This is a genomic window from Nitratireductor kimnyeongensis (assembly GCF_019891395.1).
Lineage (GTDB): Bacteria > Pseudomonadota > Alphaproteobacteria > Rhizobiales > Rhizobiaceae > Nitratireductor > Nitratireductor kimnyeongensis.
Window position 1 is genome coordinate 2,452,380 of the sequence record NZ_CP078143.1, and the last position, 19,545, is coordinate 2,471,924.

18 protein-coding genes are annotated in these 19,545 nt (G+C 61.4%); 13 read left to right on the top strand and 5 right to left on the bottom strand.

What is annotated here, in order from left to right; all coding sequences use genetic code 11:
• Positions 1-11: 11 nt before the first annotated feature.
• On the bottom strand, positions 12-293 hold the full coding sequence (locus tag KW403_RS11635) for a DUF2218 domain-containing protein (protein WP_223019648.1): 282 nt from the start codon (positions 291-293) through the stop codon (positions 12-14).
• 172 nt (positions 294-465) lie between these two features.
• Between KW403_RS11635 and KW403_RS11640 the strand changes: the two genes are divergently transcribed.
• From KW403_RS11640 to KW403_RS11655, 4 genes are read left to right on the top strand one after another with little or no spacing between them, the layout of a single operon-like run.
• Positions 466-1,398 (top strand): siderophore ABC transporter substrate-binding protein, encoded by a 933-nt coding sequence (locus KW403_RS11640; RefSeq protein WP_223019649.1) that lies wholly within the window; start codon positions 466-468, stop codon positions 1,396-1,398.
• 25 nt (positions 1,399-1,423) lie between these two features.
• Entirely contained in the window at positions 1,424-2,407 is a 984-nt protein-coding gene (locus KW403_RS11645; protein ID WP_246637759.1) for an ABC transporter permease, read from the top strand.
• 25 nt (positions 2,408-2,432) lie between these two features.
• The gene (locus KW403_RS11650; protein WP_223019651.1) at positions 2,433-3,368 is read left to right on the top strand and encodes an iron chelate uptake ABC transporter family permease subunit; all 936 of its coding nucleotides are present in this window, start codon (positions 2,433-2,435) and stop codon (positions 3,366-3,368) included.
• Positions 3,365-4,123, top strand: coding sequence for an iron ABC transporter ATP-binding protein (locus KW403_RS11655; RefSeq protein WP_223019652.1), 759 nt, complete (start codon positions 3,365-3,367; stop codon positions 4,121-4,123). The genes KW403_RS11650 and KW403_RS11655 overlap by 4 nt, the downstream gene beginning before the upstream one ends.
• A 9-nt stretch (positions 4,124-4,132) precedes the next feature.
• Here the strand turns inward: KW403_RS11655 and KW403_RS11660 are convergent, their stop codons facing one another.
• Positions 4,133-5,149, bottom strand: a complete 1,017-nt coding sequence (locus KW403_RS11660) for a LacI family DNA-binding transcriptional regulator (RefSeq protein WP_246637760.1) — start codon at positions 5,147-5,149, stop codon at positions 4,133-4,135.
• A gap of 189 nt (positions 5,150-5,338) precedes the next feature.
• Between KW403_RS11660 and KW403_RS11665 the strand changes: the two genes are divergently transcribed.
• From KW403_RS11665 to KW403_RS11680, 4 genes are all read left to right on the top strand, one after another.
• Positions 5,339-6,367 carry an ABC transporter substrate-binding protein gene (locus KW403_RS11665; RefSeq protein ID WP_223019654.1) on the top strand — a complete coding sequence of 343 codons (1,029 nt, stop codon included), beginning with the start codon at positions 5,339-5,341 and terminating at the stop codon, positions 6,365-6,367.
• Positions 6,368-6,440: 73 nt separating this feature from the next.
• Positions 6,441-8,672 (top strand): ABC transporter permease, encoded by a 2,232-nt coding sequence (locus tag KW403_RS11670; protein ID WP_223022538.1) that lies wholly within the window; start codon positions 6,441-6,443, stop codon positions 8,670-8,672.
• On the top strand, positions 8,669-9,733 hold the full coding sequence (locus KW403_RS11675; RefSeq protein WP_223019655.1) for an ABC transporter ATP-binding protein: 1,065 nt from the start codon (positions 8,669-8,671) through the stop codon (positions 9,731-9,733). The genes KW403_RS11670 and KW403_RS11675 overlap by 4 nt, the downstream gene beginning before the upstream one ends.
• Positions 9,730-10,557 carry an inositol monophosphatase family protein gene (locus tag KW403_RS11680; RefSeq protein ID WP_223019656.1) on the top strand — a complete coding sequence of 276 codons (828 nt, stop codon included), beginning with the start codon at positions 9,730-9,732 and terminating at the stop codon, positions 10,555-10,557. The genes KW403_RS11675 and KW403_RS11680 overlap by 4 nt, the downstream gene beginning before the upstream one ends.
• Positions 10,558-10,562: 5 nt before the next feature.
• Here the strand turns inward: KW403_RS11680 and KW403_RS11685 are convergent, their stop codons facing one another.
• From KW403_RS11685 to KW403_RS11695, 3 genes are read right to left on the bottom strand one after another with little or no spacing between them, the layout of a single operon-like run.
• On the bottom strand, positions 10,563-11,879 hold the full coding sequence (locus KW403_RS11685; RefSeq protein WP_223019657.1) for an aspartate aminotransferase family protein: 1,317 nt from the start codon (positions 11,877-11,879) through the stop codon (positions 10,563-10,565).
• Between the two features lie 24 nt (positions 11,880-11,903).
• The gene (locus KW403_RS11690) at positions 11,904-13,217 is read right to left on the bottom strand and encodes a glutamine synthetase family protein (RefSeq protein WP_246637761.1); all 1,314 of its coding nucleotides are present in this window, start codon (positions 13,215-13,217) and stop codon (positions 11,904-11,906) included.
• A complete protein-coding gene (locus KW403_RS11695; RefSeq protein WP_223019659.1) occupies positions 13,207-14,061 on the bottom strand; it encodes a MurR/RpiR family transcriptional regulator in 855 nt (284 codons plus the stop codon). The genes KW403_RS11690 and KW403_RS11695 overlap by 11 nt, the downstream gene beginning before the upstream one ends.
• A gap of 116 nt (positions 14,062-14,177) precedes the next feature.
• Between KW403_RS11695 and KW403_RS11700 the strand changes: the two genes are divergently transcribed.
• The 5 genes from KW403_RS11700 to KW403_RS11720 are packed head-to-tail and all read left to right on the top strand — an operon-like array spanning position 14,178 to position 19,544.
• Positions 14,178-15,959, top strand: a complete 1,782-nt coding sequence (locus tag KW403_RS11700; RefSeq protein ID WP_223019660.1) for a branched-chain amino acid ABC transporter ATP-binding protein/permease — start codon at positions 14,178-14,180, stop codon at positions 15,957-15,959.
• A 31-nt stretch (positions 15,960-15,990) separates the two neighbouring features.
• Positions 15,991-17,145, top strand: coding sequence for an ABC transporter substrate-binding protein (locus KW403_RS11705; protein ID WP_223019661.1), 1,155 nt, complete (start codon positions 15,991-15,993; stop codon positions 17,143-17,145).
• A gap of 19 nt (positions 17,146-17,164) precedes the next feature.
• Entirely contained in the window at positions 17,165-17,872 is a 708-nt protein-coding gene (locus tag KW403_RS11710; RefSeq protein ID WP_223022539.1) for an ABC transporter ATP-binding protein, read from the top strand.
• Positions 17,872-18,765, top strand: coding sequence for a branched-chain amino acid ABC transporter permease (locus tag KW403_RS11715; protein WP_223019662.1), 894 nt, complete (start codon positions 17,872-17,874; stop codon positions 18,763-18,765). Before KW403_RS11710 ends, KW403_RS11715 begins: the two co-directional genes overlap by 1 nt.
• A complete protein-coding gene (locus KW403_RS11720) occupies positions 18,762-19,544 on the top strand; it encodes an N-formylglutamate amidohydrolase (protein WP_223019663.1) in 783 nt (260 codons plus the stop codon). The genes KW403_RS11715 and KW403_RS11720 overlap by 4 nt, the downstream gene beginning before the upstream one ends.
• The last annotated feature ends 1 nt before the right edge of the window (position 19,545 follow it).

The window sequence follows — 19,545 nt, forward strand, 5'->3', positions numbered from 1 at the left end:
CGACCGACGTTTCACGCCTGCCAGGAAATCTCCGGCTTCTCGCGCCAGGCAAAGCGCGTCAGGTGATCGTCGATCACGTTTTGGGCGCGGGCGAGTTCTTCGTCGGTCTTGGCGGTGCACTCAATGGTGAGCGCTGCTTCATCGGCACTCATGGTGCAGTCGCCGAACGGGAAGCCCACCTTGCCGCGCGATGTGTCGAAATCCACGCTCACCTTGTGCGCGAAGTGTTTGCAAAGCTGCTGCAGATATTTCGAGGCGTTCTCGGTGGTCACAACGGCCTTGGATTGCATCATGGGGATTCTCCAGTTTCATTCTGTCCGGGGGCTGCGACATTGCAGTCCAACAGATAAGTTGATTGCCCTAATCATATTTGCTAACGGAATTCCTGGCAAGCGGCTGCCGGGCGGCGCAGGCACGAGCGGGCAGGCTTTTCCCTAATATTTCCCGGACATTTGGAGCATGTCGATGATCTTGAAATTACAGTCTTTCGCAGGGCGCGTTCTGGCGTCTGCCATTGTTTTCGCGGCCTGTTTGCCAGGCTATGCGAATGCGCAGGAGATCACTGTCAAACATGCTCAGGGCGAGACCGTTCTTGCGGATACGCCGAAAACCGTGCTGACGTTCGACCTTGCCTCACTGGACACGCTGGATGCGCTGGGCGTCGAGGTCGCCGGTGTGCCCAATGCCCTTATTCCCGACTACCTGTCCGAATATCAGGGTGATGGCTATGTGAAGGTGGGAAGTCTGTTTGAACCCGACTTCGAGGCCGTGAATGCAGCCAAGCCCGATCTGATCATCGTCGCGACACGCTCTTCACCGCAATATGAAGCGCTTTCCAAGATCGCACCCACCATCGACCTGACCACCGATCCTGACAATTTTCTCCAGGGAGCACTGGAGAATGCCCGCAAGCTGGGGGCGATCTTCAACAAGGAAGATAAGGCAGCCGAACTGATCGAAGAGCTCGACAGTTCCGTAAAGGCGCTGCGCGAGACTGCGAAGGATGCCGGCAAAGGCCTCATCGTGATGACCAATGGCGGAAAGGTTTCGGCCTATGGACCGGGATCCCGCTTCGGCTGGCTGCATGACGATCTTGGCGTGGTGCCGGCCGTCGACAATGTCGAGGCAGCAACACATGGCGAGGCGGTTTCGTTCGAGTTCATTCTCAAGACCAATCCTGACTGGCTGTTTGTGGTTGACCGCGATTCTGCGGTGGGCAGTGACGGGCAGTCCGCCAAACAGACCCTCGACAATGAACTCGTTGCCGCGACCACAGCCGCGAAGGAAGGCAATATCTATTATGCCGACGCGGTTCGCTGGTATCTCGTTGGCGGCGGCATGACTGCCCTCCAGGCGGAAGTCGATGCGATTAGCAAGGCGCTGAACGCAGCCGACTGACAGGACCATGCAAGCCGTCGCCAGCATGTCCGTTCGAATTCGCCCCGCCGCAGGCCTTTTGCTGGCGGTGGGGTCTGTGCTCGTTCTGGCAACCATCAGCCTGTTCATCGGGGTGGCCGACATGCCACTCGGCGATCTGATCTCCGGCGATGGCAGCGCGCAGGCGATACAGCTGCTTCTGATCAGCCGGATCCCTCGCACATTGGCGCTGGTGCTCTCGGGCATGTCGATGGGCGTTGCAGCCCTCATCATGCAGATGCTGTTTCGCAATCGTTTCGTAGAGCCGACAACCACTGGCACGGTTGAGGCTGCCAGTCTTGGTCTGCTGGTGGTGGCACTGCTCGCACCGGGTCTGCCGATTTTCTACAAAATGGTCGTGGCCTCGGGCTTCGCGCTCGCTGCAACGTTCCTGTTTCTGCGCCTCGTCTCGAAGGTTCCATCCAGTTCCAGCCTGATTGTGCCGCTGCTGGGGCTGATGTTCGGCGGGGTCATCAGTGCGGTCACGACCTTTTTTGCCTATCGCTATGATCTGCTTCAGTCGCTGGCGACCTGGACGAATGGAGATTTTTCCGGCGTGTTGCGCGGGCGGTATGAATTGCTTTTCATTGCCGGCGGGCTTGCTCTCCTTTCCTATCTGGCGGCAGACCGGTTCACCGTGGCGGGGCTGGGCGAAAGCTTCACGCGCAATCTCGGTCTCAACTATCGCCGCATACTTGCCCTGGGCCTGGTGATCGTCTCGATGGTCTCGGCAGCGGCGGTGGTGACGGCGGGGACGGTGCCGTTTCTGGGGCTTATTGTCGCCAACATTGTGAGCCTGACCGTTGGCGACAATCTGCGCCGTGCCTTGCCATGGGTTGCGGTGTCGGGAGCGGGATTTCTGCTGGCGTGCGACATTCTCGGGCGGGTGGTGCGTTTCCCGTACGAAATTCCGGTCGGCACGGTGGCCGGTGTTTTCGGGTCGGGAATCTTTCTTTATCTATTGCTTCGTCGGCGGGCGCGTTTTGGCTGAACACCCCTCATCGCAAAGACCGCGCATGGCACTGGCCGTGCTCGCACTGGCCACCATCGCGGCAATGGTCGCCTTCATGACCTTGGGCGCCAAGGGCAATTGGGACTTCGTGCTGCCGTTTCGTGGGGGCAAGCTTCTCGGCCTCGTTCTGGTCGCCATTGCCGTGGCGACAGCAACCGTGCTGTTCCAGACCATCACGCAAAACAGGATCCTGACCCCGGCGGTGATGGGGTTCGATTCCCTCTTTATAGCGCTACAGACAGCCCTCGTTTTCTTTCTTGGCACGCGGGATCTGGCAAATGTCGATATCCGCCTGCGCTTCTTCTTTGAAACGGTGCTGATGGTGGGCATGTCGATGGCGCTCTTTCACTGGCTGTTTCTTTCGCGACGGCGCAGCTTGCATCTGGTGGTGCTGGCGGGTCTCGTGTTTGGTGTGTTCTTCCGCAGCCTCTCGTACATGATGCAGCGCATACTTGATCCCAACGAGTTCACGGCGCTGCAGGATATGCTGTTCGCCAGTTTCAACTCGATCGACACGCAATTGCTGGTGGTTTCGTCGATAATCGTTCTGGCAGCGGGCTGGTTGAGCCACCGGCTTCTGGCCAGGCTTGATGTCCTGATGCTGGGACGCGATGCGGCGATCAATCTGGGCATCGATTATCAGCGCGTGGTGATGATGCTGTTTGCCGTGATTGCGGTGCTGGTTTCCGTTTCGACCGCGCTGGTGGGACCGGTTACCTTTTTCGGGCTGCTGGTGGCGAGCCTTGCCTATCAGGCAGTCGGTACGGACCGGCACAAATACACGTTGCCCGCGGCAGCACTGATCGCCATCATCGCGCTGGTTGGCGGACAGACCGTGATGGAGCGCGTGTTCGGTTTCGATACGGCGCTGAGCATCATTATCGAGTTTACCGGCGGCATTGCCTTCATGCTGCTGCTCTACCGGAATTTGAACCGATGATCGAAATCCACAACCTCACCAAGCGCTATGATGAGGCGACGGTCGTTGACAATGTTAGCCTGTCGCTGCCCGAAAGCGGCATCACCGCGATGGTCGGCCCGAACGGAGCCGGAAAATCGACGCTTCTTTCCATGATGGCGCGGCTGATCGCGCCGACATCGGGCCAGATTCTGGTCGATGGGCTCGATGTGCAGGCAACGCCGGGCGCGGTGCTTGCCAAGCGGTTGGCGATCCTGAAGCAGGACAATCATGTCGGCATGCGTCTGACGGTGAGCGAACTTGTCGCCTTCGGGCGGTTTCCGCATTCGGCTGGCCGCCCGACCGTCGAGGACGAACGGCACATCAACGAGGCGATTTCCTATCTGGGGCTCGACGACCTGCGAGCCCGGTTTCTGGATGAGCTTTCGGGCGGTCAGCGCCAGCGCGCCTTCGTGGCCATGGTTCTGGCTCAGGATACGAAATATGTGTTGCTCGACGAGCCGCTCAACAGCCTCGACATGAAACATGCGGCGGCGATGATGAAGCTCTTGCGGCGTACCGCAGACGAGCTTGGAAAATCCATCACCGTGGTGATCCACGACATCAATTTCGCCTCCATCTATGCCGACCATGTGGTGGCGATGCGGGATGGGCGGGTGATGCTTCAGGGTGGGGCGGACGATCTGATGCAGGAGACCGTTCTGCAGGACATCTACGACACGGTGGTGAAGGTGCGCGACGTGGACGGGCACCGGTTGGGCCTGCATTATCTCTAGGAACGGGCGCTATTTTCCATTTCCGCCACGAACCGATTGGCGCCACGACATCGGCGCTGTCAGGTGGATGACGCGCACTTCTCCGTCTCCTTCCTCTTCGGCCAGCCAGTCCACGGCGGAAGAGGCGATTTCCTCTATCGGTTGCCGGAAGGTGGTGAGCTGATAGCTGTCCCAACTGGCCTGCGGAATGTCGTCAAAGCCGATCACGGAGAGATTGTCCGGTATCGAAAGGGAAAAGCGGTGACGCGCGGCGTCCATCACGCCGCAGGCAATCAGGTCCGTTGTGCAGAAGATGGCGTCCGGCCTTTCCGGCAGCACGAGCAGGCGTTCGCCCAGTGCCAGACCGCTCTCATATCCGGTGGGACCGAAACGCTCGCAGGTGACGGACAGTCCGCTGCGGTGTGCTTCTGCGAGAAACCCCTCTTCCCGCGCGACGAGGCTGGGTGTACCGGCATTGGATGTGGCCACTGCCAGCGTTCGGCAGCCGGCCCTGAGAAACGAGGTGAGTGCCAGGCGGGCCGCTTCGGCGTCGTTGAGACGTATCTGGATGGAGCCTGAATGGGCGTCGTCGCGGTTGATGAGGACGAGGCGAAGCCCGTTGCGATGGCACAGGTCGCTGATGGATTTGTCGGGCATGCCGGACAGAACGATCGCTGCCTCCGCGCGATAGCGGATCGCCGTTTGAAGGGCCATGTCCACGCTTCTGTCCGAACGGTCGGTGTTGATGAGGATCGCAACCCGCCCGACGGCCTGAAGGCGTTCCGTCAAGGCGCGAAGCAGTTCGGAGCGGTAGGGCGTGGCCAGATCCGCCCCCACCACGGCGACGATGCCGGTCTTCCGGCTGATGAGACCTCTGGCCAGCTGGTTGACCTGATATCCGAGTGCCTCGGCGGCAGCGATGACCTTGCTGCGCGTCTCCTCTGAAACGCTGGCGCCGGGCGTGAAGGTGCGCGAAACGGCGGCGCGGGAAACTCCTGCTCGGGCTGCAACATCCTTGGCGCTGACGGAGGCCTTTCGAACCGGCACGTTTGCTCCTGCGTGTGTGGAGTGTGATCTGATCATATGCGGATTGCACAGCTGCTCAATCAGAACGTTAGTATCAAATTGCGTCGTGATATGAAATTTTTATATCATCGGCATTGACAGCTCATCCCAGTCGGACGAACATTGCACACGTGTGCAAAACAAATTCGACAAGCACCAAGGGAGGGATTCATGAGGAGAAACTATCTGGCTACGGCTGCGTTGGCCGCAGGTTCCGTTCTGGCGTCGCAGGCCGTTGCGAATGCGGACGAGTTGAACCTGATCTGCTCGGCCGACGTGGTGATCTGCGAACTGCTCGTCGAGAAATTCGAGGCCGAGCACGATATTGATGTTTCCATGGTGCGGCTGTCTTCCGGCGAAGCCTATGCGAAGGTTCGCGCCGAAGCGCGCAATCCGAAGACGGATATCTGGTGGGGAGGCACCGGCGATCCGCATCTTCAGGCGGCGGCCGACGGGCTGACCATGGCCTACAAGTCGCCGATGCTGGACGAGCTTCTGCCCTGGGCGGTGAAACAGGCCGAAAGCGCCGAATTCAAGACGGTCGGCGTTTATTCCGGCGCGCTTGGCTGGGGCTACAACAAGGAATTTCTCGCAGACAAGGGCATCGAACCGCCGAAATGCTGGGCGGATCTGCTGAACCCGGCGCTGAAAGGCGAAATCCAGGTGGCGAATCCGAACTCGTCGGGCACCGCCTACACGGCGCTTGCCACCCTGGTGCAGCTCATGGGCGAGGAGGAGGCGTTCGCATTCCTCAAGAAGATGAACGACAATGTCTCGCAATACACCAAGTCAGGCTCTGCCCCGGTGAAGGCGGCGGCCCGCGGCGAAACCGGTATCGGCATCGTCTTCATGCATGATGCGGTCGCACAGGCGGTCGAGGGATTTCCCATCGGCGTGGTCGCGCCCTGCGAAGGGACGGGTTACGAGATCGGTTCGATGTCGATCGTCAACCGTGCACGCAACGAGGACGCTGCCAAGACATGGTATGACTGGGTTTTGAAGGCAGATGTGCAGTCGCTCCTGAAGGATGCCAAGTCGTTCCAGATCCCGTCGAACGCCTCTGCGGAAGTTCCGGAAGAATCGCCGAGTCTCGATGAGGTCAAGCTGATCGATTACGACTTCGTGACCTATGGCAGCACGGACAAGCGAAAAGCGCTGCTTGAGCGTTGGGATCGTGAGATTGGTGCCATTGCCAACTGATCCTGCGCTCACAAGCCTCGGGTTTCATCGGGGGTGAAGCCCGAGGCGTCTCTTTCGGACAGGACTGCACATGATGACGCGCGAAAACCGTCGGCTCGACGTGATGTTCGGGCTTGGCCTTGCCGCCATTTGTCTTTTGCCATGGTATCGGGTTGAGGGTGGATTCTTCTCCCTGCAATGGATCGGGGAGATGGCAGGCGAACCGGACCTCAATCCCGGCCTGTTGCAACTCTTTCTGGGCCGTTCCTGGCTTCTGATCGCCTTCATCCTTTTTGCAGCGGCGATTGCCACACGGGTTTCCATGCCTGCCGGAAAGGTGCGCGGAGCGCGCCTCGCGCTGATCGGTGCAGTCGGTGTGGGCTTCATGATTCTGCAGGGGCTCGCCATCACGCTGTGGGGCTGGGCGTGGAGCCTGAACGAAACGCTGTTCGGCCCCCTCGATCCGGGGCAGCCGGCCTTTGGCGCGGGCGCACTCATTCTCTCTCTGGGCTTTCTGGCCCTGATCGCCTATGGGTTTGCCGAACGCGGCGCGATGAAGGGAGATGCCTTCACGCTTGGCTCCATCATCCTGCTGATCGCGCTTGTCGGCGTGTTCGTTTTCTACCCCATCATATCGATGTTTGCCGGGTCTTTTCAGGATTTCGACGGTTCCTTCAATCCCGACGGTTTCATACGCAACATTCAGGATCCGGCGATCTGGAGCCTCGACTGCGTTATCGGTGGGGCGCGTTGCGGCGTGGCTTGGCGCACGCTTTTTCTGGCAGTGATGACGGCGAGCGCCTCAACGCTGCTTGGCCTCGCCTTCGCGTTGGTGGCAACCCGGACGCGTTTTCCGGCTAAGAAGGGCCTCAGGCTTCTCACCATTCTGCCCATCATCACCCCGCCCTTCGTCATTGGTCTGGCGCTGACCATGATGCTCGGCCGCTCCGGGCTCGTAACCGGATGGATCGAGGCGCTGACGGGGATCGAGCTTGGCCGCTGGCTCTATGGTCTCACCGGCATCTGGATCGCGCAGGTGCTTTCCTTCACCCCCATCTCATTCCTGGTTCTCATAGGCGTCGTGGAAGGCGTGAGCCCTTCCATGGAAGAAGCCTCGCAGACCTTGCGGGCAGGGCGCTGGCGCACCTTCCGCAAGGTCTCCCTACCACTTATGGCGCCGGGGCTCGCCAACGCCTTCCTGATCGGCTTCATCGAGAGCATGGCGGATTTCGGCAATCCGTTGGTGCTGGGTGGAAGCCACGGGGTTCTTTCGACCGAGATATTCTTTGCCGTCGTCGGCGCGCAGACCGATCCGTCGCGCGCGGCGGTGCTCGCGATCATTCTTCTGACGTTCACGCTTTCCGCCTTCCTCTTGCAGCGCGTCTGGCTCGCCGGCCGCAATTTCGCAACGGTGACGGGCAAGGGAGATTCAGGCAAACACGCCGCCTTGCCGGGACCGCTCGCAGCCCTGCTTTATGCGATCGTGGTGCCGTGGATCATCTTCACGCTGGCGGTCTATGGCATGATCATCTTTGGCGGGTTCGTCACCACCTGGGGTCTCGATCACACCCTGACGCTGGAACACTATGCACGCGGCTTTTCGGTCGAATGGCGCGAAGGCGCGCTGGCATGGACCGGCGTTGCCTGGGACAGTTTCTGGACCACAATGGAAATCGCGCTCATCGCAGCGCCGCTGACGGCGGCGGTAGGGCTTTTGACGGCCTATCTCATCGTGCGACAGAATTTCTTTGGCCGGAACGCCTTCGAGTTCGCGCTGATGATGAGTTTCGCCATCCCCGGAACGGTTATCGGGATCAGCTACATCATGGCCTTCAACCTGCCGCCCATCGAAATGACAGGCACGGCGTTGATCCTGATCGCCTGCTTCGTGTTCCGCAACATGCCGGTGGGCGTGCGCGGCGGCGTGGCGGCGATGAGCCAGCTCGACAAGAGCCTGGACGAGGCCTCGATCACGCTGGGGGCAGGGAGCCCGCGCACGATCCGCCGGGTGATCCTGCCGCTTTTACGCCCTGCGATCATGGCGGCACTGGTCTATTCCTTCGTGCGGGCCATCACCTCGATCAGCGCCGTCATCTTTCTGGTGAGCGCGAAGTACAACATGGCGACCGCCTATATCGTAGGGCTGGTGGAGAACGGCGAATACGGCATCGCCATCGCTTACTCTTCGGTTCTCATCCTTGTCATGATCACCGTGATAGGCGGGTTCCAGCTTCTTGTCGGCGAGCGCCGGTTGAGACGGGAGAACGCAGTCAGTCGCCCTGCTGCGGAGAAACGCGCCCAATCCAGTCTGGAGGCAAAGGCATGAGCAGTTCGCAATGTGGGTCTGTCCGCTTTCGCAATGTTCGCAAAAAATTCGGTTCGTTCACGGCCATTCATGACCTCAATCTGGAGATAGAACCGGGCACGCTGGTGACGCTTCTGGGGCCTTCGGGTTGCGGCAAGACAACCACGTTGCGCATGTTGGCTGGCCTGGAGACCCCAAGTGCGGGCGCTATCGAGATCGGCGGGCAAGATGTCACGCGCCTGCCGGCCAATGAGCGCGATGTCGCCATGGTGTTTCAGTCCTATGCGCTGTTCCCGCATATGAGCGTGCTCGACAATGTGGCTTACGGGCTTGAGGCAGGCGGGCAGTCCAGGGCCGAGGCGCGGGAGAACGCGCATGCGGGCCTCGCGCTGGTCGGCCTCGAAGGGTTTGGCGCGCGCCTGCCGGCGGAGCTTTCCGGCGGACAGCAGCAGCGCGTCGCCGTTGCCCGCGCGCTGGTGCTCGAACCACAGGTGCTTCTGCTCGACGAGCCCTTGTCCAATCTCGACGCGAGGCTGCGCCGGCGAGTGCGCACCGAAATTCGCGAGTTGCAGCAGCGGCTCGGTTTCACTGCCGTCTATGTGACGCATGATCAGGAGGAGGCGCTGGCCGTTTCCGACCGTATCGTGGTCATGGAAAGCGGACTTGTTGCACAGGAAGGCCCGCCACGCGAACTCTATGAGGAACCGGCCTCCGAGTTCATCGCCGACTTCATGGGCGAGGCCAATGTGCTTGCCTGCGAGGTACTGGACATTGCGGATGGCCGCGCGACTGTGCAGGTGGGCGGCTTGCAGCACACACTGCCGACACGCAAGGCGGCGCGTCCCGGCCCGGCAAAACTGGCCGTGCGCGCGAACGCCATCCGCCTTGAAACGGGCGGGGATGCCAGTCTGCCGGGCCGGATCCAGAGCTCGGCCTATCTTGGCGACCATGTGGAATATGAGGTGGAACTCGCATCCGGAACGATATTTGTCGTGGACAACGCGACGACCGACCCGCTGCCGCCGGCCACCGATGTTTCCATCGGCTTCCGCGATCGCGGCATAGCATTGATTACCGCATGACAACGACCATTCAGGAGAACCGCGTGTCCCTTTCCGATACCGACCTTGCCGACCGGCTTGGTTTTGCCGAAACGATGGCAAAGGCTGCGGGGGCTGCCGCCCTCGACTATTTCACACGGCGTGATGAGCTGGTCATCGAGACCAAGCGCAACCCGCAGGATCTGGTCTCCGAGGCTGACAAGAAGGTCGAAGAGCTGATACGCGCCGAGATCGCGAATCGCTTCGGCGCCGATGGCGTGCTTGGCGAGGAATACGGGCTGACCGAAGGCACAAGCGGTCTCACCTGGGTGATCGATCCGATCGATGGCACCAGCGCCTTTCTGAACGGCATGCCGAGCTGGTGTGTTTCCGTGGGTGCCGCGATTGATGGCGAGCCGGTGCTCGGTGTCATCGTCGCGCCCTGCTTCGACGAGTGCTACAGCGCCCGCCGTGGCGGCGGGGCAACGCTAAACGGAAAGCCGATCCGTGTCGCAGACCAGCTCAATCTTCGCAACGGCGTGGTGGGGCTGGGCTCCAATGATCGCGTCGAGCCGGCTGCTGCCGCGCGCATTGTGGAAAACCTTTTCGAGATCGGCGGAACGTTCATCCGCAACGGTTCGGGGGCGCTGATGCTTGCCTATGTGGCGGCGGGGCGGCTGGTCGGTTATGCGGAACCGAGCATGAACGCCTGGGATTGCATGGCCGGCTATTGCCTTGTCAGCGAGGCCGGCGGCACGGTTCTGCCTTTCCCGCGCGATGGCTTCCACGCACCGGCGCGTGTGCTCGCGGCCACCGGCGGCAGCTATGCCGAACTGGAGCAGATCTCGGCTATCGCCCAGTCCTGACGCACTTACCAGCCGGCAAAGCGCTCCAGCAATTGCGGATCTACCTTGCCGGCTTCCACATCGCTCAAAGCCTGATCAAGAATGGCGATCCCGCGAAGGGCTTCCTCCTCGCTCAGGTTGAGTGGTGGGGTGAATTCCAGCACGTTGGAATTGAGGCCCACATAGTAGATGACGAGCCCGAGCTGAAAGGCGCGGTAGACGGTGAGCGCCGTCTGCTCGATGGCGGGCGTGCGGGCTTCGCGGTCGCTTACAAGCTCCACGCCGATGGCAAGCCCGTGGCCGCGCACATGGCCGATGACGGGGTGTTTTTCCTGCAGCGCGCGCAGGGCGGAAAGCATCGTGTCGCCGACCTTTGCGGCATTGGCGACCAGATTTTCGCGCTCGATGGTTTCCAGCACGGCAAGGCCCGCCGACGCGCAGACCGGATTGCCATGCAGGGTCTGGAAGGAAAAGGTCGAGGCGTGGTTCATGATGGCTTCCGGACCGACGACCGCCGAGATGGGCAGGCCGCCGCCGAGCCCCTTGCCGAACACGACGATATCGGGCTCGATGCCGCTGTGCTCGAAGGCGTGGAGGCGTCCGGTACGCGCAAGCCCCACCTTCACCTCGTCGCAGACAAGCAGAATGCCATGCTTGCGGCAGAGCCTCTCGATTTCCCTGAAATAGCCCGGCGGTGGCACGAGCATTCCCCCGTCGGACTGGATCGGTTCGATGAAGAAAGCTGCCACGTCCTGCGGTGAGACGGAGGTGGCGAAAAGCTCTTCGATATGGGCGAGCGCCGCCTTCGATGCGGCTTCCGGGCTGCCTGAGGCATAGGAATCCGGATAGGGGACGAGGCTGAGCCCGGAAGCCTTGTCGATACCGCCCTGTGCGGGGTGGCCGGAAATAGCCACCGACCCGACCGTGCCGCCGTGATAGGCGCCCTTGAAGGAGATGATGCGCGGGCGACCGGTTGCCGCGACCACGGCGCGGGCAACAGTTTCGTTTGCGTCGGAGCCCGAATGGCCGAACCAGACACGACCTGCGGCGCGCTCCGGCACCAGTGAAAGCAGCTTTTCGGCAAGGAGTACGCTGGGCTCGTTGGCGGTGGAGAGGTAGCTGGCTCCGGCCTGGTCGGTCAGCGCGCGGTTGACGGCCTCGGCAAGTGCAGGGTGCCCGTGACCGAGGCTGGCCGCTCCCCAGGAGGCGGCGAAATCGAGAAGGTCGTGCCCATCATCCCCGCGCAGCATCGATCCTCTGCCGCCCGTCACTGCCTGCGGGAAAAAGCGCAGATGAGCGAGTGTGGAGACACTGCGGCTTTCGCGTTCGTAGAGACCGGTCATGTTGTTATCCCCCGGCGCGGTTGATCAGTAGACGGCTTCGTAGCGCGCGCAGCGTTCCGCCTCGCTGAGATCGGCGGTCTGGGCAAGCTCGCCGCGCTTGTGTTTCAGGTAGACGTCGAGCGCTTCCGCGCCAATCCACTCGGCCACGCGCGGGTTCTCTTCGAGGCGATCCAGCGCTTCACCGAGCGACTGGGGCAGACGTACCAAGCCGCGCTCGGCGAGCTTTGCTGCCGGCAATTCGGAGAGGTCTTCTTCCGTCACCTGCGGAGCGGCAAGCCCCTCCTCGATGCCCTGCGCGCCTGCATGGGCCAGAGCTGCCAGAACCAGATAGGGGGAGGCCGTTGCATCGGCTGCGCGATACTCGAAATTATACTGTTTTGCGGCACTTTCAGCACTGGCGCTCGTCACCGGGCAGATGCGCACGGCGGCCTCTCGGTCGTGATAGCCCAGATTGTTGTAGGCAGCGCTCCAGCGATGTGGGGTGAGGCGTGTGTACGAGATGGCCGAAGGTGCAGTCAGCGAGACAATGCTGTCCATATACTTCAGGATGCCGGCGATGAACGAGCCGGTCTTCTGCGCCATGCCCCATGGTGCGTCCGGGTCGTAGGTGGCGGGTGCGCCATTTTCATCCACGAAGCTCATATGGACATGGACACCATTGCCGACGCCGGCGGGATCGCGGATGGGCACGAAGGTGACGGGCTCGCCCATGCGCTCGCCGACAAGCTTTGTGACGGCACGCACCTTGACGGCGGTGTCGGCAGCAGTGACGCCGAGATCGGGCCCGTTGGTGACCTCGAACTGGTCGGCGCCGTATTCCTTCAGGAAAGTGTCCGGCTTGACGCCGGCCACTTCCAGCGCGGCCATGACCGTTTCACCGAAGGCCCGGTGCTTGCCGAAGCTGGCAAGGCCGAAGGCCTCACCCGGCCCCTGCGCGGGATTGCGGGACTGAAACTCGTGCTCGAAGGCGGCGACAAGACGCAGGCCGGAGACACCTTCGAGCCGCTTCAGCGCGGTTTTCAGAATGGAGCGTGTGCAGCAGCTCCACGGATCGCCGTCGAGATGGAGGATGTCGCCGAGCACGAAGCGCTCGACGGGGCCGCCATCTTCGAGATCGAGCGTGACGGCGGTGTCGGCATCCGGCACGAGGATCAGATCGCCAAAGGAGCCGAACGGGCTCTCGGCAATCGTGTCGAAACAGGTGATCTGCACATTGGTGGGCGTCCAGCCGACACCCTGGCGGAAGCGCTTTTCCATTTCCTTCAACGGAAAGGCCTTGCCGCGCGTCACGCCGGAAAAGTCCGAGGTGGCGGCAAACATCAAGGGATTACTGATCATCGTCGCGTGCTCCATGATCGAAGCGGAGCGAGTCCCAGGCTTCGATGCGTTTGCGGGTTTTGTCCCAATTGGTTTCGGCAATGCGGGTCAGCATCGCCTCCATCAGCACCATGGCGCCGGAATAGCTGTCCCAGACGGTGCCGCTTTCGATGGGGGTGGCGAAGACCTCGTTGGCGTGGTTGGCGGCCGGCGACATCCACTTGTCGGTCAGAACAACGATCTGGACACCGCTCTGCGCCTTGGCGCGGCGGGCAAGCTCGGCCAGATTGCGCTGATAGCGGCGGTAGTCCACCATGAACAGCACGTCCTTCGAGCGCATGCGCAGCATGTATTCGGGCCAGATTTCCGGGTCCGCCGGCAGGTGGAAGACTCCGCTGCGCACCTGGCGCAGATGGCGCGAGACATAAAGCGCGATGGCATCGCTGATGCGCCCGCCGATCAGATAGACGTTGCGCTTCTCATCGCCCAGGAGATCACAGACACGCTCGAACTGGGCGCTGGTGATCGCGGAAGCCGAGGCCGAAATGAGGTTCACGGCGCGAGACACGAAATCTTCGAGATAGTCCCCCTGAATGGGACGATCTCCCACATGAAGGTCGAGCGGCGAACGGTTCGCCTGGCGTATCTCGTCGATCAAATGGCGCTGGAAATCCTGATAGCCCTGAAAACCCAGCTTGGTGACGAAGCGGGAGATGGAGGGGGGCGAGGTTCCGGTCTTCGCGGCGAGATCCTGGATCGTGTCCAGGCCTGCATAGGGGTAATCGAGCAACAGCGCCGTGCACAGCTTCCGCTCGGTCGCCGTGAGTTCGCTCGACAGGTTCTCCAGCCTTTGTCTGACTTGCATCGCAATCCCCTCCCAACGAAACAGACGATTTTGAAAATCATAAGTCAATATGAAAATTTTTGGTTGACTATGAAAAAATAATATCAAAGCTAGAGAGGGGAGCAAAAGGGGAATACATGTTCACGTCGTCGCGCCAGCATTTCATTGCCGCCGCTCTCGCCATTATCGTTCTAGCGGTGGCGGGCGTTGTCGTCGCCGGTCTTTTCGGCGCTGCTGCCGAACGTGTGCTGACGGTTTTTTTCATCTCGCTGATCGCCGTGACGGGCATCGGCGTCTATAGCGGCAACAGCGGTATCCTGAGCTTCGGCCATGTGGCCTTCATGGGCATCGGCGCTTATGTTTCCGGACTTCTGACCTTACCGGCGGGCTTGAAGATGGCGACGCTGCGCGGGCTGCCGGACTGGCTTGCAGCCACCGAGCTCTCGCTCATCCCCGCAATCATTGTCGCTGTTCTGGTAACGGCGGTGATTGCGCTGCTGATCGGCATTGCCATCGGCAGGCTGGAAGGGTCGGCGGCGTCCATCGCGACGCTGGGGCTTCTGGTGATCGTGCATGGCGTGATCATCGGCTGGCGCGATGTGACGCGCGGCGCACAGTCCTTCTTCGGCGTGCCACGTGACACGACGCTGATCATCGCCGCGGTGGCCTGTGTGATCGCGCTGATCGCGGCGCGCTGGTATCGCGATTCGCTTTCGGGCCTGCGTCTGCGGGCGGGTCGCGAGAATGCGATTGCGGCAAAGGCCGTTGGCATCAATGTGCAGCGTGAGCGCCTTGTCTCATGGGTTCTGAGTGCTGCCATCATGGCGCTTTCGGGTGCTCTGATCGCGCATTTTCTGGGCGCGTTCAGCCCCAAGAAATTCTATTTCCACGACACGTTCCTGCTTCTGGCGATGCTGATCGTCGGCGGCATGACCACGGTGACGGGCGCCATCTCCGGCACGATCCTTATCACTGTGATCACGGAAATCCTGCGCCGCTTCGAAAGCGGAATGAATATTGGCGGGTTCGAGCTGCCGGCCGTGTTTGGCACCACTCAGATCGGCATTGGGCTTCTCATTCTTTTTGCCATGTTCCGCATGTCGGAAGGCGTGATGGGGCTGAAGGAATGGGAGGAGCGCGTCTTCCCGTTCAAGCCGAAGCGGGGCCGGGCCGAGGCGCTCGGCAAACGCACGAGCGATGACCGGCTGAAGGTCGAGCATGTGTCGATGCAGTTTGGCGGTCTGCGTGCGGTGGACGATGTAAGCATCGCGGTCAATCCGGGCGAGATTCTGGGCCTCATCGGCCCTAACGGCTCCGGCAAGACGACGCTTCTGAACATGATCTCCGGCGTGCTGAAGCCGACCCAGGGTGACGTGGTTCTGGGCTCACAATCGCTCACCGGCGTGGCGTCGGAAAAGATCGCCGATGCCGGTATTGCCCGCACCTTTCAGAACATCCGACTGTTTCCAACACTGACGGTTTATCAGAACGTTCTGGCAGCGGCCCTGTCCACCCATGGCGGAAAGAATGCGGAGGAACGTGCGGGTGCAGCACTCGCGCGCCTCGGCATCGAGGAACGCGCCGGTGAGGATGCGGGCACGCTGTCCTATGGCGAACAGCGCCGGGTGGAGATTGCGCGTGCGCTCGCCTGCGAACCGACGCTGCTTCTGCTCGATGAACCGGCGGCCGGCATGAACCGCGAAGAGACCGACGATCTGATCGAACGGCTGAAAGTGCTCTCGGCCGATCTGGGGCTCGGCGTCGTGCTGGTCGACCACGATCTGAAGCTGATCAACGAACTGTGCGACCGCATTGTCGTGCTGAACGAAGGAAAGCTCATTGCGGATGGCGCCCCGGCTGCCATTCGGGAGAACCCTGCGGTCATCGAGGCATATCTCGGGCCGGGCAAGGCCGCCTGACAAACGAATAAACAAGAAAGAGGGAACTGACATGAACAAATTGCTCATATCCACGCTTCTCGCCAGTGCGATGGCGTTTCCGGCTGCGGCAGAAACGCTGCGCGTCGGCGTTGCAACGGCACAGACCGGCGCACTCGCACCCTTCGACACGCCCGTGATCGACGGCATTCACATTGCCGTGGACGAGATCAACCAGGCTGGCGGCATCGACGGCAAGATCAAGATCGAGCTTTTGGAAAAGGATGTGCGCTCCGACGCAGCACAGACCTCCATCGCCACCCAGGAACTGGTGGATGAGGGCGTTTCCGTGATCGTGCTGCCCTGCGATGCCGATCCGGCGCTTGCCGCCATCGGCGTGGTGACCGAAGCGCAGATCCCCGCCATTTCCACCTGCGCCTCCTCGCCGACGCTTCCGCAGATCGGCGGCGACTACATGTTCGCCAACTTCCCCGGCGACAATGTGCAGGCCACCGTTTCGGCCAAATGGGCCTATGATGAGGGCCACCGCAGCGCTTACATCATCTACTCGCCCGACACGCAGTACACGACGATGCCGCTCTACTTCGCCGAAGTGTTCGAGAAGCTTGGCGGCAAGATGCTGGGCGAGGACACTCACACGATCGGCCAGCAGGATTTCTCCGCCATTGCCACGCGCATTGCGGCACTCGACCCGCAGCCCGACGTCATCATGACCTCGACCTATGAGCCGGATTTCCCGTCCATGCTGAAAGCGCTGCGTGCAGCGGGTGTGGAAAGCCAGATGATCGGCTCTGACGGTATCGACAGCCCGACCACCTTCTCGCTGGGTGCAGTTGCTGAGGGTCTCGTCTTCACCACTGCGGGACATCCGACCGAGGGCAGCCCGCTCGAAGCCTTCAACAAGAAATTCGAAGAGGTGAACGGCAAGGCACCGGAAACCGTGTTCAACGCCGTTGGCTACGACCTCATCAAGGTTATCGAGGCAGCGGTGATCGCGGCGGATGGTTCCACCGACGCACAGACGTTGCGCGACGCCATCGCCAATCTGGAGAACGTGCAGGGCGCGACGAGCATGATCACCTACAAGGGCACGGACGGCATGCCGCTGCGCGAGGTGAGCCTGATCCGGGTGAAGGATGGCGGCCGCGAACTGATCGGTCAGCCGACGCCGGACGCCGCGCTCATCCCCGAACCTCGCGTTCAGTGAGGTAGGACACGTGTCTGCGTTGTTGTCAGTCCAGTCGCTTCAGGTGCAATACGGTGCCGTGCATGCGGTGCGCGGTATCGACCTGGACGTGCGCGAAGGCGAAATCATCGCGCTTCTGGGCGCCAATGGTGCGGGCAAGTCCTCGACGCTCAATGCGTTGGTCGGCCTGGCGCCGGCCAGCGCAGGCAGGATCACCTTCAAGGGGCAGGACGTGACCGGCAGCGCGCCGGAACGTTTCGCCTCCCTTGGCATGACGTTGTCGCCCGAGGGGCGGCGCGTCTTCGGCACGCTCAGCGTGCAGGAAAACCTGCTCATGGGCGCTTATTCCATGCGGGACAAGGCCGAGGTGAAAACGGCCTTTGATCGGGTGTTCGATCTGTTTCCGATCCTGCGGGAGCGCCGTGAGCAGTTTGCTGGGACGCTTTCGGGCGGCCAGCAGCAGATGCTGGCCGTTGGCCGCGCGTTGATGAGCAATCCGCGTCTTCTCCTGCTCGACGAGCCGTCGCTGGGGCTCGCGCCGAAGATCGTCGAGCAGGTTTTCGAGCTGATCACCGTGTTGCGCAAGCAGGGGGTGACGCTGATGGTCGTCGAACAGAATGTATCGATGGCGCTCGAAATCGCGGATCGCGGATACGTGATGGCCAGCGGCCGCATCGCAGCTTCCGGTACGGCGGCCGAACTGCGCAACTCCGACACGCTGCAAGCTGCCTATCTGGGGGCCGATTAATGGATCTGTTTCTACAGCAAACCGTCAATGCCTTCGCGTTGGGCGGCACCTATGCGCTGCTTGCGCTGGGCCTTGCCATGGTCTTTTCCACCATGGGGCTGATCAACTTCGCCCATGGCGAGCTGATGACGATTGCCGGCTACATTCTGATGGCCTGTGGCCTTGCCGGCGTTCCGTTCGCATTCTCCATTCTTTTGGCCATTGCTGCTGCGGTTCTGGCGGCAATTGTGATGGAGCGCATTGCCTTCAGGCCGGTCAGAAACGCTTCCGGCGCGACAATGCTGGTGACGAGTTTCGCGGTCTCGATGATTCTGCAGGTTCTTTTTCAGAACTTCATTTCCGCGCGTTCGCAGGCCGTGTTCGTTCCCGAAATTCTATCGGAGAGCGTGCGCTTTGGCGGGCTGGTGATCGGCGTCAACAAGATTGCGGCCATTGTTACCACCATCGTCATGCTGATCCTCCTTGACCGGTTCATGAAGCATCACCGCATCGGCATCGCCATGCGGGCGGCGGCGGAGGACTTCTCGGTCGCACGCCTGATGGGCATCCGCGCCAACACGGTGATTGCCGGCGCATTCGCGCTGTCGGGTTTCCTTGCTGGCGTTGCCGCTGTGCTCTGGGTGAGCCAGCGTGCTTCTGTCGATCCACTTATGGGCTTCACGCCTGTTCTGAAAGCCTTCATCGCGGCCATCCTTGGCGGTCTCGGATCGTTGCGCGGCGCCGTGGCTGGCGGCTTTCTTCTGGGGTTCATCGAAATCTATCTGGCCGCCTACCTGCCTGCCGGCATGCAGGAATTCCGCGATCCCATCGCCCTTTGCCTGGTCGTTCTCGTGCTGATCTTCCGCCCGAACGGCCTGATCCCGTCGCCAGCCCTCAAGGCGGAGAAAGTATGAGCCTTCACACATCTGTCGGAGAGAGCGAGCGCCTCTTGTCGCCGCTCGACCCGGATCCGGTCACGATCATCAATGGGGAAAGCACCTTTCCGGTGCTTCTCGTCTGCGAGCATGCGGGGCAGATCGTTCCCCAGGCACTGGGCGATCTGAGTCTGAATGCCGAAGCGCTCGATGCGCATATCGGCTGGGATATCGGTGCTGCCGGTGTTACCCGGCTTCTCGCCGACAGGCTGGGGGCACCTGCCGTGCTGCAGAGCTACAGCAGGCTGGTGATCGATTGCAACCGCCCGCCGGAAGCACCTGATTCCATGCCTGAGATGAGCGATGGTGTGCCGGTTCCCGGCAACCGGGGCCTGACGCCGGATCAGCGCGCGGCGCGCAAGCGCGAGATTTTCGATCCCTTCGATGCCGCGGTGAAGAAACTGCGCGGCCTGCCCCATTGCCAGGCAATTTTATCGATCCACAGCTTCAATCCGCAGCTTAGCGATGGTGTTAAGCGTCCTTGGGAGATCAGTTTCCTTTATCGCAAGGACACAGCGACCTCCGAACGGCTGCGACAGCTCGTGCTGGAGAATGCGCCGAACCTGACCATCGGTATGAACGAGCCCTACCAGATCGACGATGAGTCGGACTGGTTTGTGCCGCGTCACGGGGAAGAAAGCGGCCTGCCGCACAGCCTCATTGAAATTCGCAACGATCTCATTTCAGATGCCGCCGGGCAGGCAGAATGGGCAAAGCTCATGACCGCCGTCGTGCATCGCTTCGCAACGGAGTTATAGA

Bases quoted from the DNA above. Each gene is read 5' to 3' on its own strand.
- KW403_RS11680 (WP_223019656.1), top strand. From the start codon at position 9,730: ATGACAACGACCATTCAGGAGAACCGCGTGTCCCTTTCCGATACCGAC.
- KW403_RS11670 (WP_223022538.1), top strand. From the start codon at position 6,441: ATGACGCGCGAAAACCGTCGGCTCGACGTGATGTTCGGGCTTGGCCTT.
- KW403_RS11645 (WP_246637759.1), top strand. From the start codon at position 1,424: ATGTCCGTTCGAATTCGCCCCGCCGCAGGCCTTTTGCTGGCGGTGGGG.
- KW403_RS11655 (WP_223019652.1), top strand. From the start codon at position 3,365: ATGATCGAAATCCACAACCTCACCAAGCGCTATGATGAGGCGACGGTC.
- KW403_RS11675 (WP_223019655.1), top strand. From the start codon at position 8,669: ATGAGCAGTTCGCAATGTGGGTCTGTCCGCTTTCGCAATGTTCGCAAA.
- KW403_RS11715 (WP_223019662.1), top strand. From the start codon at position 17,872: ATGGATCTGTTTCTACAGCAAACCGTCAATGCCTTCGCGTTGGGCGGC.
- KW403_RS11685 (WP_223019657.1), bottom strand. From the start codon at position 11,879: ATGACCGGTCTCTACGAACGCGAAAGCCGCAGTGTCTCCACACTCGCT.
- KW403_RS11650 (WP_223019651.1), top strand. From the start codon at position 2,433: ATGGCACTGGCCGTGCTCGCACTGGCCACCATCGCGGCAATGGTCGCC.
- KW403_RS11665 (WP_223019654.1), top strand. From the start codon at position 5,339: ATGAGGAGAAACTATCTGGCTACGGCTGCGTTGGCCGCAGGTTCCGTT.
- KW403_RS11640 (WP_223019649.1), top strand. From the start codon at position 466: ATGATCTTGAAATTACAGTCTTTCGCAGGGCGCGTTCTGGCGTCTGCC.
- KW403_RS11720 (WP_223019663.1), top strand. From the start codon at position 18,762: ATGAGCCTTCACACATCTGTCGGAGAGAGCGAGCGCCTCTTGTCGCCG.
- KW403_RS11695 (WP_223019659.1), bottom strand. From the start codon at position 14,061: ATGCAAGTCAGACAAAGGCTGGAGAACCTGTCGAGCGAACTCACGGCG.
- KW403_RS11690 (WP_246637761.1), bottom strand. From the start codon at position 13,217: ATGATCAGTAATCCCTTGATGTTTGCCGCCACCTCGGACTTTTCCGGC.
- KW403_RS11700 (WP_223019660.1), top strand. From the start codon at position 14,178: ATGTTCACGTCGTCGCGCCAGCATTTCATTGCCGCCGCTCTCGCCATT.
- KW403_RS11635 (WP_223019648.1), bottom strand. From the start codon at position 293: ATGATGCAATCCAAGGCCGTTGTGACCACCGAGAACGCCTCGAAATAT.
- KW403_RS11705 (WP_223019661.1), top strand. From the start codon at position 15,991: ATGAACAAATTGCTCATATCCACGCTTCTCGCCAGTGCGATGGCGTTT.